Source organism: Pseudomonas anguilliseptica (assembly GCF_900105355.1).
Classification (GTDB): Bacteria; Pseudomonadota; Gammaproteobacteria; order Pseudomonadales; family Pseudomonadaceae; genus Aquipseudomonas; species Aquipseudomonas anguilliseptica.
In genome coordinates, this window is sequence record NZ_FNSC01000001.1 from 3,829,404 (window position 1) to 3,844,961 (window position 15,558).

15 protein-coding genes are annotated in these 15,558 nt (G+C 59.1%); all 15 read left to right on the forward strand.

Annotated elements, in window-relative coordinates:
- The first annotated feature begins 88 nt into the window (after positions 1-88).
- The 15 genes from BLW24_RS18855 to BLW24_RS18925 all read left to right on the forward strand — a co-directional run bounded on the left by BLW24_RS18855 (position 89) and on the right by BLW24_RS18925 (position 15,497).
- Positions 89-1,633 (forward strand): hypothetical protein, encoded by a 1,545-nt coding sequence (locus BLW24_RS18855; RefSeq protein WP_090385783.1) that lies wholly within the window; start codon positions 89-91, stop codon positions 1,631-1,633.
- Position 1,634: 1 nt separating this feature from the next.
- Positions 1,635-3,770 carry a portal protein gene (locus tag BLW24_RS18860; protein ID WP_244161287.1) on the forward strand — a complete coding sequence of 712 codons (2,136 nt, stop codon included), beginning with the start codon at positions 1,635-1,637 and terminating at the stop codon, positions 3,768-3,770.
- Complete coding sequence (locus BLW24_RS18865; protein ID WP_090385786.1) at positions 3,770-3,955, forward strand: hypothetical protein; 186 nt, start codon at positions 3,770-3,772, stop codon at positions 3,953-3,955. Before BLW24_RS18860 ends, BLW24_RS18865 begins: the two co-directional genes overlap by 1 nt.
- A 17-nt stretch (positions 3,956-3,972) precedes the next feature.
- Positions 3,973-5,043, forward strand: a complete 1,071-nt coding sequence (locus tag BLW24_RS18870) for a hypothetical protein (RefSeq protein ID WP_090385788.1) — start codon at positions 3,973-3,975, stop codon at positions 5,041-5,043.
- Positions 5,044-5,308: 265 nt separating this feature from the next.
- A complete protein-coding gene (locus BLW24_RS18875) occupies positions 5,309-6,412 on the forward strand; it encodes a N4-gp56 family major capsid protein (RefSeq protein ID WP_090385791.1) in 1,104 nt (367 codons plus the stop codon).
- A gap of 49 nt (positions 6,413-6,461) precedes the next feature.
- On the forward strand, positions 6,462-6,854 hold the full coding sequence (locus BLW24_RS18880) for a hypothetical protein (RefSeq protein ID WP_090385795.1): 393 nt from the start codon (positions 6,462-6,464) through the stop codon (positions 6,852-6,854).
- Positions 6,855-6,951: 97 nt separating this feature from the next.
- On the forward strand, positions 6,952-7,320 hold the full coding sequence (locus BLW24_RS18885) for a hypothetical protein (protein WP_139272706.1): 369 nt from the start codon (positions 6,952-6,954) through the stop codon (positions 7,318-7,320).
- 2 nt (positions 7,321-7,322) lie between these two features.
- Entirely contained in the window at positions 7,323-7,985 is a 663-nt protein-coding gene (locus BLW24_RS18890; protein ID WP_090385801.1) for a phage adaptor protein, read from the forward strand.
- On the forward strand, positions 7,982-9,160 hold the full coding sequence (locus BLW24_RS18895) for a hypothetical protein (RefSeq protein WP_090385804.1): 1,179 nt from the start codon (positions 7,982-7,984) through the stop codon (positions 9,158-9,160). The genes BLW24_RS18890 and BLW24_RS18895 overlap by 4 nt, the downstream gene beginning before the upstream one ends.
- A gap of 1 nt (position 9,161) precedes the next feature.
- A complete protein-coding gene (locus tag BLW24_RS18900) occupies positions 9,162-9,680 on the forward strand; it encodes a hypothetical protein (protein ID WP_090385808.1) in 519 nt (172 codons plus the stop codon).
- 9 nt (positions 9,681-9,689) lie between these two features.
- Positions 9,690-10,130: a hypothetical protein gene (locus BLW24_RS18905; RefSeq protein WP_090385811.1), complete on the forward strand. Its 441-nt coding sequence runs from the start codon at positions 9,690-9,692 to the stop codon at positions 10,128-10,130.
- A gap of 3 nt (positions 10,131-10,133) precedes the next feature.
- Positions 10,134-12,035 (forward strand): hypothetical protein, encoded by a 1,902-nt coding sequence (locus BLW24_RS18910; RefSeq protein ID WP_139272707.1) that lies wholly within the window; start codon positions 10,134-10,136, stop codon positions 12,033-12,035.
- A 1-nt stretch (position 12,036) separates the two neighbouring features.
- Positions 12,037-12,975 (forward strand): hypothetical protein, encoded by a 939-nt coding sequence (locus BLW24_RS18915; RefSeq protein WP_090385816.1) that lies wholly within the window; start codon positions 12,037-12,039, stop codon positions 12,973-12,975.
- On the forward strand, positions 12,975-14,801 hold the full coding sequence (locus BLW24_RS18920) for a hypothetical protein (RefSeq protein ID WP_139272708.1): 1,827 nt from the start codon (positions 12,975-12,977) through the stop codon (positions 14,799-14,801). Before BLW24_RS18915 ends, BLW24_RS18920 begins: the two co-directional genes overlap by 1 nt.
- Before the next feature lie 36 nt (positions 14,802-14,837).
- On the forward strand, positions 14,838-15,497 hold the full coding sequence (locus tag BLW24_RS18925; protein ID WP_090385823.1) for a hypothetical protein: 660 nt from the start codon (positions 14,838-14,840) through the stop codon (positions 15,495-15,497).
- Positions 15,498-15,558: the final 61 nt, after the last annotated feature.

Here is a 15,558-nt window from a genome sequence, read left to right on the forward strand (position 1 = left end):
TGAAAAGTATGCACTGACCAAAGCGCAGGCATAGACGAAAGATGTCCAGTGACATTGCCTGCCCAGCATCACACCTGGGCACTGCTTTATGTCGCAAGAAACCGATCAGTACCTGTCGCGCCTGATGGCTGATGACGAACTGTACTGCGCCAAGAATCTGAAGATCCGCGACAAAAACGGCGAACTGCATTCGTTCATCTGGAATGAAGCGCAGCGCATGCTGCATGACCTGGTGGAGAAGCAGAAAGCCCAGCGCGGATGGGTGCGGGTACTGGTGCTGAAGGGCCGGCAGCAGGGAATCAGTACTTGGACGGCGGCCAGGTTCTACAAACGCACGTCGATGCAATTCGGCAAGCGCACCATGATCATCACCCACCTCGATGCGGCTACGCAGAACCTGTTTGGCATCGCCAAAACCTACTTCGATCTGAGTGACGACACGCTGAAGCCTGCGGTAAAGGCCAACTCAGGAACGGAGCTGTCATTCTCGACGCTGCGCAGCGGCTACAAGGTGGCAACCGCCGGCAGCAAGAACGCCGGCCGATCGGACACGGTTCAATACCTGCACGGGTCCGAGTTCGCATTCTGGCCCAACGCCATCAACATCATGGCCGGCCTTGGCCAGACGGTTCCGCTTCTGCCCGGTACCGAGGTGATACTGGAGTCGACAGCCAACGGGCTGGCGAATATGTACCACAAGATGTGGGTACTGGCCGTTGCTGGCAAGTCTGACTACCTGGCAGTTTTCATCCCCTGGTTCATCCAGAAAGAGTATCGCCGCGAAGTACCTGCCGACTTCGAACTGACCGCAGAAGAAGTCGAATACATGGAGGCCTTCGGGCTTGACCATGAGCAGATGGCTTGGCGTCAGGCCAAGATCTCAACCGAGTTTGCGGGCGATTCTGCTTGGTTTGACCAGGAGTACCCAGCCACGCCAGACATGGCCTTCCAGCGCGTAGGGCACCGGGCAATCGTCAATACCCTGGCCGTGGCCAAGGCTCGCAAGATCAATCCTGCTCACCTGAAAGCCATGGGCGCCCATGTGGTTGGTGTCGACCCAGCACGCTTCGGCGATGACGACACGGCAATCATCCACCGACAGGGCCGAAAGGCTTGGGGCCTGAGGAAAATTCACGGCTACGACACCATGCAGGTGGCCGGCGTAGTGGTCCGCATGCTTGAGGATGACAAGACCATCAAGATGGTTTTTATCGACATTGGCGGCCTTGGTGCGGGCGTCTATGACCGACTGATTGAACTCGGCTATGGCGATCGCGTCACCGCGGTCAACTTCGGCAGTAGCGCTTCTGACGAGCGCAAATACTTCAACAAGCGCAGCGAAATGTGGGGGGAGGCTGCCGAGTGGATCGCAGACATCATCACGCCATGCCTGCCAGATGACGACGGCCTGCACGCAGACCTTACAGCCCCAGGTTACAGCCACAGCTCAAACGGCCAGATCAAGCTCGACTCCAAGGAGAAGATCAAAAAGGAACTCGGAAAGTCACCAGACGCGGGCGATGCCTTAGCGCTCACTTTTGCTTTGCCAGTTGCTTCCAGTGACATAGAGATACCCGCATGGAAGCGGCGCCTGATGTCAGGACGAAGCCGAAAAACAGCGATGAGTGCGTGAAATGACAGGCAAGCCCACCGAGGTTATGAGCGATAGCGCGCTGGCGACTGCCAACTGGAATCGCTACGAGTACGCCAAGCGGCGCGGCCACGACACCTATTGCGCCACTGCCCGCAAGTGCGAGGACTTTTACCTGGGCGGCGGCCGTCAGTGGTCCGCGGAAGATCTTGAAGTGCTGGCCGAGGCCGGTCGCCCCGCGCTTGAGTTCAACCAGATCAAGCACAAGCTCAACACGGCGATTGGGTACCAGATCCAAAATCGCATGGATATCAGCTTTCGCCCGCGCGGCCGAGGCGCTGACGAGGATCTAGCCAGCGTTCTATCGAAGGTCGCCATGCAGGTGGCCGACAACACCAAGTTGCACTGGCTTGAAACCCAGGTGTTCAGCGACGGCATGATCCAGCAGCGCGGCTACTTCGATCTGCGCATCAGCTACCGCGACTCGATGCTGGGCGAGATCACCATCGAAGATCTCGACCCGATGGACGTAATGCCTGATCCGGACGCCAAGAGCTACGACCCGGATAAGTGGCAGGACGTGACCGTTACGCGCTGGCTGACCTACGACGACATCGAAGAGCTGTACGGGACTGTTGCTCGCCAGAAAGCCGAAAGCGAGCAGTCTGACGACGCTGATTTTGGCGACGACGAGGAAGAGGGCGAGGCCCGGTCAAAGTTCGGCGGCGACACCGGCGGCGTTGACCGCATGGACACCAGCACCATGACCGACGGGACACGCCGCGTGCGAGTTATTGACCGTCAGTTCTGGCGCATGGAGAAAACCAAGGTCGCTATCAGCATGACGGGTGATATTCGGCCCGTTGGCCACTTGAAGGACGATCAGGTTGCAGCGCTTAAAGGCGTGGTTGTGGCTGATCGCCGCATTCGCCGCGTGCGCTGGCTGATCACTACGCGCTCAGCGGTACTGCATGACGATTGGTCGCCGTTTGAGCACTTCACGGTGGTTCCGTTCTTTCCGTTTTTCCGCCGCGGGCAAACGGTTGGCCTGGTGGATGACGCTATTGGCCCGCAGGAACTGCTGAACAAGTCCATGAGCCAGTACCTGCACACAGTAAATACCAGTGCAAACAGCGGCTGGATCAGCTGGGCAAACACGATTGCCAACATGCGTGATGAGGATCTATCCGATCGCGGGGCCGAAACGGGCCTGCATATTGTGCTCAAGAAGGACACCCCGAACCACCAGGTGCCGCAAAAGATTCAGCCAAACCAGGCGCCAACAGGTATTGATCGGATGATCGAGCGGGCTGGGGCCATGCTGTCCGAGGCTACCGGCGTGAATGACGCCATGAGTGGCGACCCGGGCAAGGAAGTCAGCGGCCTGGCCATTCAGGCCAAGCAGTTTGCCGCTCAGCAGGGGCTCGCAGTTCCACTGGATAACTTGGCGCGGACTCGCAACATGATGGGCTCGCGCATCCTGAAGCTGATCCAGTCCTTCTACGACACCCCGCGCATCATCCGCATCACCGACAAGGCGCCGAACGGCAAGCCGACCACGACTGAGCTGCAGGTGAACGTGCCGGACGAAACCGGCGGCGTGCTGAACGACCTGACGATTGGCGAGTATGACGTCGTTGTCGCTGAGGTGCCGATGCAGGTCACCTTCGAGAACGGTCAGTTTGAGCAGGCGCTGAACATGCGCGACAAGGGAGTTCGCATCCCTGACAAGTCGATAATCATGCACAGCAACCTGGCGGATAAGCACGACATCCTTGAGCAGATGGAGGGCGAGGCGCCGCCGGTAGATCCAACGCTTGAGGCCAAGGCCAAGCTAATGGGCGCCCAGGCTGATCTGGCCGCCGCCAACGTGACCCGCATCCAAAATGAGGCTGTGAATCGCGCTGTTGAAGCGCAATTCAGCGCAATCCAGACCGCCGGCGCTATCGCGACAAACCCGCAAGTCAGCGGGCTTGGCGATGCCCTTCTGCGCTCGGCCGGGTATGTCGACCGCGACAGCTCGCCAATTATCCCGCAAGCGGCCGCAGCACTTCAGGCGGGCGGCGGGCTGGGTGACTTTCCGCAGAACACCAATCCATCGACCCCAGTGAACCCAGCAAATCCGGCGGTTGGGCTGAATGCTGGGATCGAAACCAAGCAATTCGAAGGAGCAGCGTAATGGCAGCAGCAAAGAAGAAATCCACCTCGGTAGGCATATCCATTGATGACTCATGGCGCATCGAGGACGACCTGCGCTGCCTGCTTGAGGCCGCAAAGATCAAGCGCGATCCGAAGCGCATGGCCGCCGTACGCAAGTTGGCACAACAGAAAACCGCCGACATGCAGGCACTGAAGCAAATTTAACCACCAAGGGGCAATCCATGAACCGTACCACTCTGGCACTGGCTATCGCTGCAGCATCCGGCGTGCTCAACATGAGCGACGACATCGACCCTGAGCTGCTTTACCAGGGCATTGAGGAAGAGGAAGAGGAAGAAGAAGAGGACGACGACGAGGATGGCGATGACCTTGAACTCGATGATGACGGTGACGCGGATGATCGTGGTGACAACCTTGATCCAGACCTGCCGGCCGATGATGACCTCGACGAAGATGATGACGAAGAGGAAGAGGGCGACGAAGAGGAAGAGTCTGCCCTGAGCGATGAGGACGCAGCTTTGCTCGCTGAGCTGGCCGGCGATCCGAAGAAGTCCGGCATGGTCCCGCACTCTCGCTTCAATGAAGTGAACAACGCTCTTAAAAGCGAGCGCGCAGAGCGTCTTCGCCTTGAAGAAGAGTTGGCGCGTAGCCGTGGACAAGCCAAGCCTGCGGAAGAAGTGAAGCCGGAGCCGGCGCCAGCCGCGTTCGACTTCGATGATGCCGAAGACCGTTATGCAGAGGCGCTGCTGGAAGGCGACAAGGCGCTCGCTAAGGCGATTCGTACCGAGATCCGCACCGAAGAGCGCAAACAGTACGTCATCGAAGCCCAGCAAACCGTGCGCGAGCAGACACAGCAAGAGCGCGACGAGGCGGCTGCGGCCCAGCAGAAGGCTGATATTGGCGCAGCGGTGAATGCGGCCTATGCCAAGTATCCAGTCTTGGACCCGTCCAATAACGCGCACGACTCCGAGGCGCTACTGGATGTGGTAGCGCACCGCGACTTGCTCATCAGCAGAGGCATCCCGCCAGCAAAAGCAATCGCCCAGGCGGTCGAGCGGATCGGTTCTCGTCTTGAACCTGCGACCAAGCCTAAGCCTGGAAAGCTGGAAATGACCCGCGATCAGCTGGATCGTAATTTGGATCGTGAGAAGCAGATTCCGGCGCGGACTGGTGGAATCGGCGAGCGGAGCAAAGCGATCGACTACGCCAGCCTGACCGATGATGAATACGACAAGCTGAGCGATGACGAGCGGCGCGCGGCCCGCGGCGACTTTGTGTCGAAAAAGAATTGACCGTTAAAAAGCAGTGACATAACCAGTGAATCTCCAGCGATGCCCCGGCCTGTACGGCGGGGCTCAATGGGCCAAGCAGTACCGCAGCAAACGCACCACCAGCAGCCTTGCGCTGCTCGCTCGCCGAGTCACGGCGCACCTCGCCAGCAGGGCGTAAAGCTGATCGCAGTACGGGTTCCTGGCTCCCCAAAAGCCTGTTTCCGCACGGGTAGGCGCACGACCCACAACACGAACGACTTATTTCCGACGATTAGGAGAGCCAATCATGGCCGCTACTAACTTTGCTCGCCTGAACAGCAAGCAGAAAATCGTCTGGTCGCGCGATGTGTGGAAGGCCGCACGCGATCAGATGTTTGTGAAAAAATTCCTGGGTAATGGCGCAACCGCCATGATCCAGCGCATCACTGAGCTGACCAAGGATGAGCGCGGCGAGAAGGTGCTGATGCAGCTCGTTGCCGATCTGGTCGAAGACGGCGTGGTGGGCGACGACGAGCGCGAAGGTAACGAAGAAGAGCTGCAGAACTTCGAAATCGAGCTGAACATCGACCTGATTTCTCACCAGGTCCGCAACAAGGGCAAGATGTCCGACCAAAAGTCGGTGATCAATTTCCGCGAAACGGCCCGCGATCGCCTGGCTCACTGGCTCGCAAACCGTATCGACCAGCTTGTTTTCCTGACGCTCTCCGGCATTTCGTATGCCTTCCAGTGCAACGGGAAACCCCGTGTTGGGTCGCCGTTCCCATCGCTGTCCTTCGCCGCCGACGTGACTGCCCCCTCGTCCAAGCGCGGGATGATGTGGAACGGCACCAACCTCGTCACCTCCAACACCGCAACCATCACCAGCTCGTTCACTGCGAGCTACAAGATGATCGTTGACGCTGTTGCCTACGCCAAGGACCACTACATCAAGCCACTGATGAACGGTGGCAAAGAGTATTACGTCCTGCTGGTTAAGCCCGGCACCCTGGCCCAGCTGAAGAAGGATGCTGACTATCAGCGCGCCATCGTCAACCTGGCGCTGAAGGATGGCGCGAACAGCCCGTTCTTCACCGGCGGCACCGTCACCATCGACGGCGCAATCATCCATGAGCACCGCCTGGTGTACAGCACTACTGGCGCCGCATCCGGCTCTAAGTGGGGCGCTGGCGGCCTGGTGGATGGCACTCGCACCCTGCTGTGTGGTGCTCAAGCCCTCGGCTTCGCTGAAATCGGCACCGGTGACTGGGTAGAGAAACGCTTCCAGTACGACAGCCGTGTGGGTATCTCGGTCGACAAGATGTTCGGTTTGCTCAAGCCGAAGTTCTACTCGATCTACGACGAATCGATCGAAGACTTTGGCGTTCTCGCCATCGACCACTTCCTCGGCTAACGGCCCTGGCTAGCGGCTTCGGTCGCTAGCTCCAGCCCAAGGAGCATTTATGCCTATCAAGAAAAACGCCAACCGCCAGCCTCCGCTGCTGGCCTACGTCGATATCAACCTGGCCGACATCGTGAGCGGTGTAGCGCAGGGTGCCATCGAGCTGCCGGCCGGCGCCACCATCATCGGCGGCAGTGTAGAGCCGATCGTCAGCTTCAACGCCGCCACCTCCGCGTCGATCGCGGTAGGCGATGCCGCAGTGGCTAACCGCTATCTCGCTGCCGGTGACGTGAAGGCGATGTCTCTGGTTCCGCTGGTTCCGACCGGCTTCACCACCACCGCGAAGGGTGACGTGACCGTGACTGTAACTCTGGTCGGTGCCACCACCACCGGAAAGCTGCGCCTGTGCGTGCAGTACTTCAAAGACGGCCGCGAGCTTTCGAGCCAAGGCTAAAACCGCCAGGGCCGGGGAGATCCGGCCCTGACACCTCCATTGCAAAAGGGGCGACACCATGAGCAATAACCCACGTTTCCTGCCACCTGAAGGCCGCATGAGCATTCAGCTGGCAAATACCGACGGCCACTCGTTTGTGATCGATGCGATCAACCCAGACGACGGCAAGCCAGGCACCGAGGTGCCGCTGCGCTTTCGCAAAATGGCAATCGCTGAAGGCTGCGGCATTGTTGGCATCGATACCGGTGACGGTCAGGACAACACCAGCGACACCGAAAAGACCGACCTCATCATCAAGGCTATCGCTGCAGTGATGGAGCGCCAGGCGCCAGAAGAGCTAAATGGCGACGGCCGCCCGACTATTGCAGCGTTGAAGAAGCAAGCCGGCTTCGGTGTCAACAAGGGCCAATTTGAAGCTGCATGGCCTTTGTACGTTGAAAGCTTGGACGACGACCAGGACGAATAATCATGGCCGCCGAGACTGTCAGCGATCTGATCAAGAACTTCCGCGACGATGAGAAGGATGCAGTCGAGCCGTATTTCTGGAGCGATTCGCAGCTGGTGCGGTTTTTCAATCAGGCGCTGACAGCCTTTGCTGAAAAGACACGGATCGTCATCGATGACAGCAGCGATATAACTGCTGTCGACTTTTCTGCAGGTCAGGCCTTGCTTGACCTGGCGCCTCAGATCATCGACGTGATCGAGGCTGTGGCGCTGATCAATGGCCGCCCCGAGAAGCTGGATATCATGCCGCCCGGTAGCGTATCCCGCGCACAGTCCAGTACCGGCATGCGCCCGCGCATGGTCGTGCTCAGCGAGACTGCAAACACAATGCGCCTGCACCCAGTGCCTTCTATTGCCGGCCAGGTGCTGCTCACTGTCGTGCGCAGACCATTGAAGGAGCTGGCCAAGACTGACCGCATTGCCGATGTGCCCGCGCATAATCGCCATGCCCTGCTGCTGGGCATCAAGCACTATGCCTATCGGGTTGCTGACGCTGAGCTGTTCGACCCGGCCAAGGCAGTCAACTTTGGCGATGAGTTTGATCGCGAGTGTCAGTCCATATATGAGGCGGCTCTTCTGCGGCGTGCCGGCGCATCGCGCGCCACTCGGTTCAGGTGGCTTTCATGAAAGAAGCCCGCACTGACAACTGGGCAAAGGGCGCCAACAACTTGGCTAGGCCAGAGCGCTTGCCTGAAGGCTTTGTGCGCAGCCTGACCAATCTCGACCCGGCTGCAGGCGGTCAACTTGATCTGCGTGCCGGCTACGAGCGGGTTGCAATCGGCAATGTGCGCCTAGCTGTCGCTATGACCGAGCAGGTGATCTATGTCGCAGGCGCTGTGATTGGCTGTCACTCGATCAACACAAATTCGGCGCGCGCCATTGGCAGCGTGTCGCCTAATGGCGAGATCGCGGGTGTCGAGCTAAACGGGGAAGTGTTCATTGCCTCGGTTGCCGACAGCCTGCGCACCAATGGTGAGTGGGTTAAGCCGTGGGCCGTTCCTGAGCCTGCCATGCGTGTGGAGGTTATAGACGGCGCACTGCCAGCGGGTATTTACAAGATAGCGGTAACGGCGCTGGGCGCGGACGGCGAAGAGTCAGGCGCAGATCCTCTGATTGTGCGCCTGGTGGAAGGTAAGGCGCTGCGCGTCACCTCGACTGATCCGCGAGCGCTGCGCCTGTATGTGTCGAAAGAAAACGGGGCCACGCTCTACAGCCAGGGGCCGCTGATAGCCGGCGCCATGGCCGTCACCCGCGTTGCTGATGACGCTGAGCGGCTGACCACTGGCGGCCTGGTTCCGCTGCCAGCGTGCTCCATGCTGGCGGTGTACAAAGGCGTGATTCTCGGCGTGTACGACACCTTTGTGCTGATGACCGCGCCCATGCTGCCGCACTTGTTTGATCCAGTTAGCGGCTTCTTTCAATTCCCGGTAGCGCCCAGCCTGATCGCCCCAACCGATGGCGGCGTGTATGTCGCTGCCGGCGACAAAACCTATTTTCTCACCCTGCTGGAAACGGCCACACCCTCGATGCGCGTAGTGCTTGAGGTCGGCGCCGTACAGGGATCTGCCGTGAAGCTGCCTGACGGCAGCGCTGCATGGTTCACCCGTTACGGCTTGGCCATTGGCGGGGCGGGCGGCGAAATCAGCCTGCCCAACCGGCAAACCTATGCTCCCGATCTTGCCGCTCGCGGCGCGTCTGGCGTGCTTGAGCACCGCGGTAACTCGATGGTCATTACCACCATGCGAGGGGCAGTCACCGCGAACAACCTAGCGACCGGCGACTTTGCCGAATTGGAGACTTGATATGCAGAAAGAAGGCTTGAAGGTTCTTGGCTTTCGCCACGAACTGCAGATTTTTGATATTGCCACGGGCGAACTCATCGAGAACGAAGTTAAGTTCAACCGCATCCCTCAGGCTGGTCTGGATTTTCTGATTCAGTCACCGTTTGGCCTGGTCGCGGCAGTTCCCAACTTCTATTGCGCGCTGTTCAGCGAAAACTTCTTGGCTGACGCCAACACCAGCGCCGCCGATCTTCCGGGCGCAATGGGTGAGTTCACCGCCTACAGCGAAGCTACCCGCCCAGCATGGGTGCATACCTACAACGGCGCCGGGACCATCGATAACTTTGCCAGCAAGGCGATCTTTACGCCTACCGCAGATGGTGTGGCCTACGGCTCAGTGATCGTCGCTAACCCAACCAAGGGCGCTAACTCCGGCCTGCTGCTCTCGGTGGCGCGCTATTCAACCGTCAAACCGCTTTCTGTCGGCATGGAGGCCAAGCTTCTGTGCGGCATCACCTACATTCCGGCCAACGTACTTTAGGGAGTCACCATGATTAAGCTCAGCACCAAACTGCGTGAAGACATTGCTATCGGCGGCTCTTTGAAGTCATTGCTTGATGGCGGCCTGGTTAAGATCTACTCGGGCGCTGTTCCGGCCTCTGCCGATGCCGATCTGGGCGCTGCCGTTCTGCTGAACACGATCAGCGCGGGGGGCGCTGGAACGCCTGTTACTTTCAACGCCGCTGCACCAGGCGGCGTGTTGTCCAAAACCACCGCCGAGAACTGGACCGGCAACAATGTGGCGGGCGGCACGCCGACCTTCTTCCGCTATGCCCTGGCCGCCGATGATGGCTCGGCCAGCGTTACCGCACGCCGCATTCAAGGTACGGCTGGCGCCCTTGGCAGCGATATGTTCATTGGTACGCTGCCGATGGTGCAGGGCGCGCCGCAGTCGTTCCAGCTCTTTCAGCTTGCAGTGCCTGAGCAATAACCAATGCCCAATCGCCTAGACAAGCCACAAAAGCTGGTCTACGTCGCTGCCGTTCCTGCAATACAGGCGCGGGCGGGATATTGCGTCACCGCGCCCGTGACACAAAGTTATGGTGGCGCTGGCGCTAGCGTTCAGCCAACCACGACGATGACCTACAGCTATGTCGTTTCAGACTCGCTGGCCGGGCCTGGGCCCGGTGGCGGCAGTTGGCTGGCGAACCGCCCAAGCGGACAATCAAGCTACAAAATTGCTGGGTATCAAGGTGATGGGTACAGCGCCTACAGACCCGCCCAGGTGCCGGTAAAGACGTGCTATCCAACAATTGTCGGGCAAGCTGGATCGCCTGCGCGCACAAATGCTTTTGATAACTTTGGCTGGAATGCTGGGGCCCGATCGGTAGAGCCGATTCCAGAGTCGGGGTTTATCGCCGCCACAATGCCGCCATCACCGATCGGCGTACAGCTTGGCCTGACCGGTCCATCGCCGGCGTACTACTACGGCGAAATGGCGCACAGCCTGGTGGTGCGGCACGATGAATTGACGGTGGTTGAGCGCGGCAACGTGGTCGCCGGGCCGTTTACGGTGCCGCCTTCGGTTGCTGTAAAAGTACAGCGCACAGCCGGCGTGGTGAGCTATTGGGCTAACGGCATAGTGCTCTACACGTCGGAGCAGGCATCTGCAGGCGAGGCTTACGGCGGCGCAATGCTATTCAGCACCATCGACTACGTTGATTCACCATCGATAGGCGAGGTCACGATTCCGCTTAGTTTTTCCGGTCTGATCCCGGCCTTTGCCAGCGCCATCTCTGAAAGCACCTATGACTTCGCGCTAGCCGAATTGCCCGCGCTACGCCTCACGGCCGTGCTTGATGAGGTGCAAGGGGTAAGCAATTTCTCGGTAGAGCTTCCAGGCTTGATACTGGCTGTCAGCGAATCGGCCGCCGTGTCATGGGTGCGCGGCAGTCTGCCGGCGCTCAGCGTGCAGGCCGAACTGGTTAATGCCGAGACTACCCCCGACAGTTTTATTGGCCTTACCGCGCCACTGACGCTAACCGCCAGCCTGCGCGATGGCGGCTCGATCTACTTTGCCGGTGACATTAGCCTCGCGCTTGCCGTGTCAGAGACTAGCAGTATCGTCAAAGTTGACGCGCTGCTGCCTATCCGCATGGGGCTGGCAGTCGTTGAGCCTTACTTGCCCGCCGACACAGCGGACGGCAGCGATGCCAGCATTCTTGCCGACTGGAGCAGCATAGAAACGGCGCTGTTGCTGATCGCAATGGAGTCTTTGGACGTAAGCGGCCAGGCCAGCATTGTTATGGTGCTGGAACTGGCCGGCATGGACAGCCTTGGCGTTGGCGAGCACGCCAGCTTCGGCTCTATCGTAGAGCTGCTGGCGATGGAGCAAGTGGCGGTAATGAGCCATGCGTCGTCGGCCCGGCAGCAGGCGCTGCAATACGCGGTTAATTACATGACCGGGGCGCTCACCAGCTACCAGGACTTTGATTTTGCCGGGTTTACCCATAGCGGGGGCCGCGCTTTTGCGTGGAATGCCAACGGCCTGTATCGCCTCGGCGCCGATCGAGACAATGGCGAGGTGATCAATGCGCTGGTTGATTTTGGCGCAACGGACTACGGCGATTCGCATGTTAAACGCGCCGAAACCGCCTTTGTCGGCGTGCGTACCGATGGCGAGTGCTATGTACGGCTGACCGCCGACGATGACATTGAGCGCGTTTACCGCCTGATTGGTGGCGGAAATCAGAAGCGTTCCTTGCTCGCCAAGGGCGTATCCAGCCGGTACTGGAATGTTCGACTTGAGCTTACCTCTGCCTCTTTCGCAACCCTTGATAGCGTTGAGCTGGAGGTTGGGGTGACTCAGCGCCGCAGCTTCAATCGCCGGAGCTGACATGGCCTCAACAATCGATGCCAACATAGAGAAACTGTTTGACTTCGCCAGGGGCGCACTCAGCGATGCCAAGGGCGTGTCGGGGCGCATTAGCGCCTTTGTGCCCACTATCGGCGGTGCGGATTTAGATTACAGCGTTACCGCCCCGGCCATGAAGTCGCCGGTTGTGCTAACGAATTTCTTGCAGCTCGACAGCAGCCCAACGACGCTGAAGTTTATTAGCGAGGAAACGGAGGGCCTCATAACCAAGTTCTTCCCCGAGATACAGGCCGGCGCCTTGGCAAGCTCGCCAGAGGAATGGCTGGCCGGGATTATTACAGGGCAAAAACCGTTCGGCCTTAGCCGTGATGTTTTTGAAGCGGTATGGCACGCCGGGCGCGACCGCGAGTATCGGTCACGCAATAGCGCGGTCGCACAACTGCGCAGCGAGTTTTCCGCGCGGGGATTTAGCCAGCCGCCTGGCGCAATGATGCAGGCCATTACCCAGGCAGAAGAGCGTGCGAGCGATGCTATCGGTGAGGTAAATCGCACGCAGACGGTCAGGGACGCCGAGATTAAGCTGGATCTGTTGAAGTTTGCTGAAGAGCAAGCGATTCGCCTGAAGCTCGGTATTTTTGACGCCATCGGTAACTACTACCGCGTGCTGATGGACTTGCCCAGTAAGGACATTGAGGCCACCAAGGCGAAGGTGGCGGCTTACGCATCCCTGAACAGCTCAATGGCCGAGTTCCATCGCGTTGAGCTTGGGTTTGAGCAGCTACGCCTGCAGGCCGCAAACCTGCGCATGAATGGCAAACTTGACGAGACACGCCTGCGAGTTGCCTCGCAAGACGGTTCTCGCAACAGCGCATTCGCGCAAGCGACCAACGCCTTTGCGGACGCAGCGGCAGCCGCGGTAGGTGCAGCATCGACGCTCAACGCCAGCGTTGTAACGGGCTGATGCTGGTTACTGGACGCTCAGCAACCGGCATGGGGGCGCGCTGGGTTAAGCGGGCAATGCAGATGGCGCGCCGGTTACTGGCCGCCAAGCTGCGTTACGACAGCAAGCATGAGGTTGTGGACGGCTACCTGTTGAGCGCCATACGCACCAACACTCGCGCACGCGGTACGGTGCTGGATTTGCCGCAGCACGTCCTATGCCCGAACCTTGCCCGTGGGTCAGTAGGTTCCGGCAGCTTAACCAGTGAAGGCTTGAGCTTCCCGTCCACTGTTCGGGACTTGTGGCAGCCCGACTACCTGCCCGACATAACAGACCCCAAGCTGCCGACACTCAAGCATGAGGCATGGCGCCTGGCGACGAACAGGGGCTACGCATTCGGGGGCGAGGGCGCTGGATGGGGGCAAGTGCTATCAAGCGGAGCTGCCGCCAACGTGCCCTATGGCGATGGGATCGGAACAACTGTGCATCAAGTGAATAGCCTTGGTGATACGGGTTTCTACAACGCCGAATCGCCATCGTTGCAGCGGTTCTTTACGCGGTTTTGGGCGAGCTGGGTCAGCGCCGATCAAGAGACTGTGCTTGCTGGCGACTCAATACCTATTAGCGAAAAGCACACCAAGGCCATCATGTTTGATACGGCCTTTGTGGACACCCTTGCGAATGGATGGGTGGCTATTCCACGCGCCTCACCCGAGTTCACCCCCGCCAACCCCCCGGCCTGGAACAATCTTGTTGGAATATGGGGCCGCTCTTACCGCATCAAGGCGGTTGAGCAGAGCGACACCCCGGCTGCCGTCAAGTATGTGATGCTCGCTCGGCTGTTTAATGATGGTGTGAATGGCGCTTCCTCCAAGCCATACCATGAGGCTGGTGCTGTGCTGGTGGCCACTTCTGAGGTGTCAGCCATCCTGGTTGAAGGCGATTATCAGCACGCCGGCAGCCTGCTTGGCGCGCAGGTCTACAGCACCGCGCGGCCCTCACGGTTTCGTTCGCCCGAGGCATGCGCGGTCACCGATGGTGTGCATGTACTGCTGCACGCCGACGTTATTCGCGACGAGCAAACGCCTGACCTGCTGTTTGGCGAAAACACCTATACCGTGGTCTGTGCCAAGGCGGTCGGTGACGGCATTGCGCTGAGTTTTTTGGCGATTGATCGGGACAACGACACCAATGCCAGTCGGCAGTTTTATGGCGGCGCCTCCCCGGACGGGGTGACCAGTTACTTTCTATACCCAGCTTTCAATCAGGGCTCGCCCATGATGAGCGTGCTGGCCTGTAACGGCGCATCCGTCACGTTGACCAATGTAGCAACCCAGGCGCCATTCCAGCTTCCAAGTTGGGGCTACACCGCCACGACGGGCCTGGTCTGCCATATCGGCGCCGGGAGACTTGGTTTTGTGGTCACGCTGGCTGCTAAGCCGGAGGGCAGCGATCTGTCCGTCACACCGTTCGATGTAACCTTTTGCACCTACAACACCTTGACTGGTGCCGTTGAAATCATAGGCCAGATAGCTTTGGCCACGTTGCTCTATGTGCCTGGCTATCCCTGCACCGCAGGAGGTATCGGCGCAATCACGGTAGTACAAGAAGAAGTGCTGAACGATGTAGGCGAATTGCTGACCCGCGCCGTGTTGCTCTGGACCACCAGTAGCGGTCTGAACGCAGGTGCAGGCGGGAAAAACTTCGTCGGGGCCACCTATATCAGTTACGACTCGGGCGCGTCGTGGCACTCAATCAGTGACACCGTGGGCGATTTCCGAGGTGTTGTATTCGTAGGTAGCCAGTTGCGCCCGGTTACCCCTGGACACGCTTGGTTCGCACCTTAGCTATGCGATGACGCAATTTGTAATGGAGTGTTGGCGATGGCAATTCTGTTTGACGACACGTTCGGTGATCACCCGGACGGTACATTTCTAGGGGATTACCCCATACCAAAGTGGGAGAACACCCCCGGACTGGGTTACGGGCTGGGGCTAGAGCATCTACGGGTAGATGGGGGGTGGGTTAGGCCCGTATATGTCTCATCGCCCCAAGGCAGCGTAGGCTCTTACTATGATTACATAACCCCGATTGGGCCTCCTGGGTGGGGAGAGGTTACCGGGGTAGCGCTTGAAGTGAAGTTCGACTGGTCGAACGAGACTCGCGGCGTCCAGGTGGTAGCCCGTAGCGGCGATACCACAACATATCTGTGTAGTCTGAACCACCAAGGGGTTACCGGGTTCCGCCTGTACATAGGCAGCAACGCTTACGTCATCCCCCCAGTTACCCAAGGGATTGCTGCCGAGCTGCGTGTAGAGGTCGCAGGATCGCTTGTAAGCGTATTCGTGGACGACGTACTCCAAGGGACTTCACTACTGGCTCCTTTTGCCGGCGCGGTGGCCATTAAGATAGCTAGTGATACCCCATCTCCATTCACTGGCGATGGTCTACTTAGTGTCGGGCGTATTTCGGTGTACGGCGCCACACCACCGGAACCATCTGCGTTCTGGACGGCGCTGCGCGATACAAGCGAATCCGTCTGATTCGATTGCGTCTGTCCGCTAGTGACATAGCGTTGTTGGCAAATCGCCAAAACGAGATCAC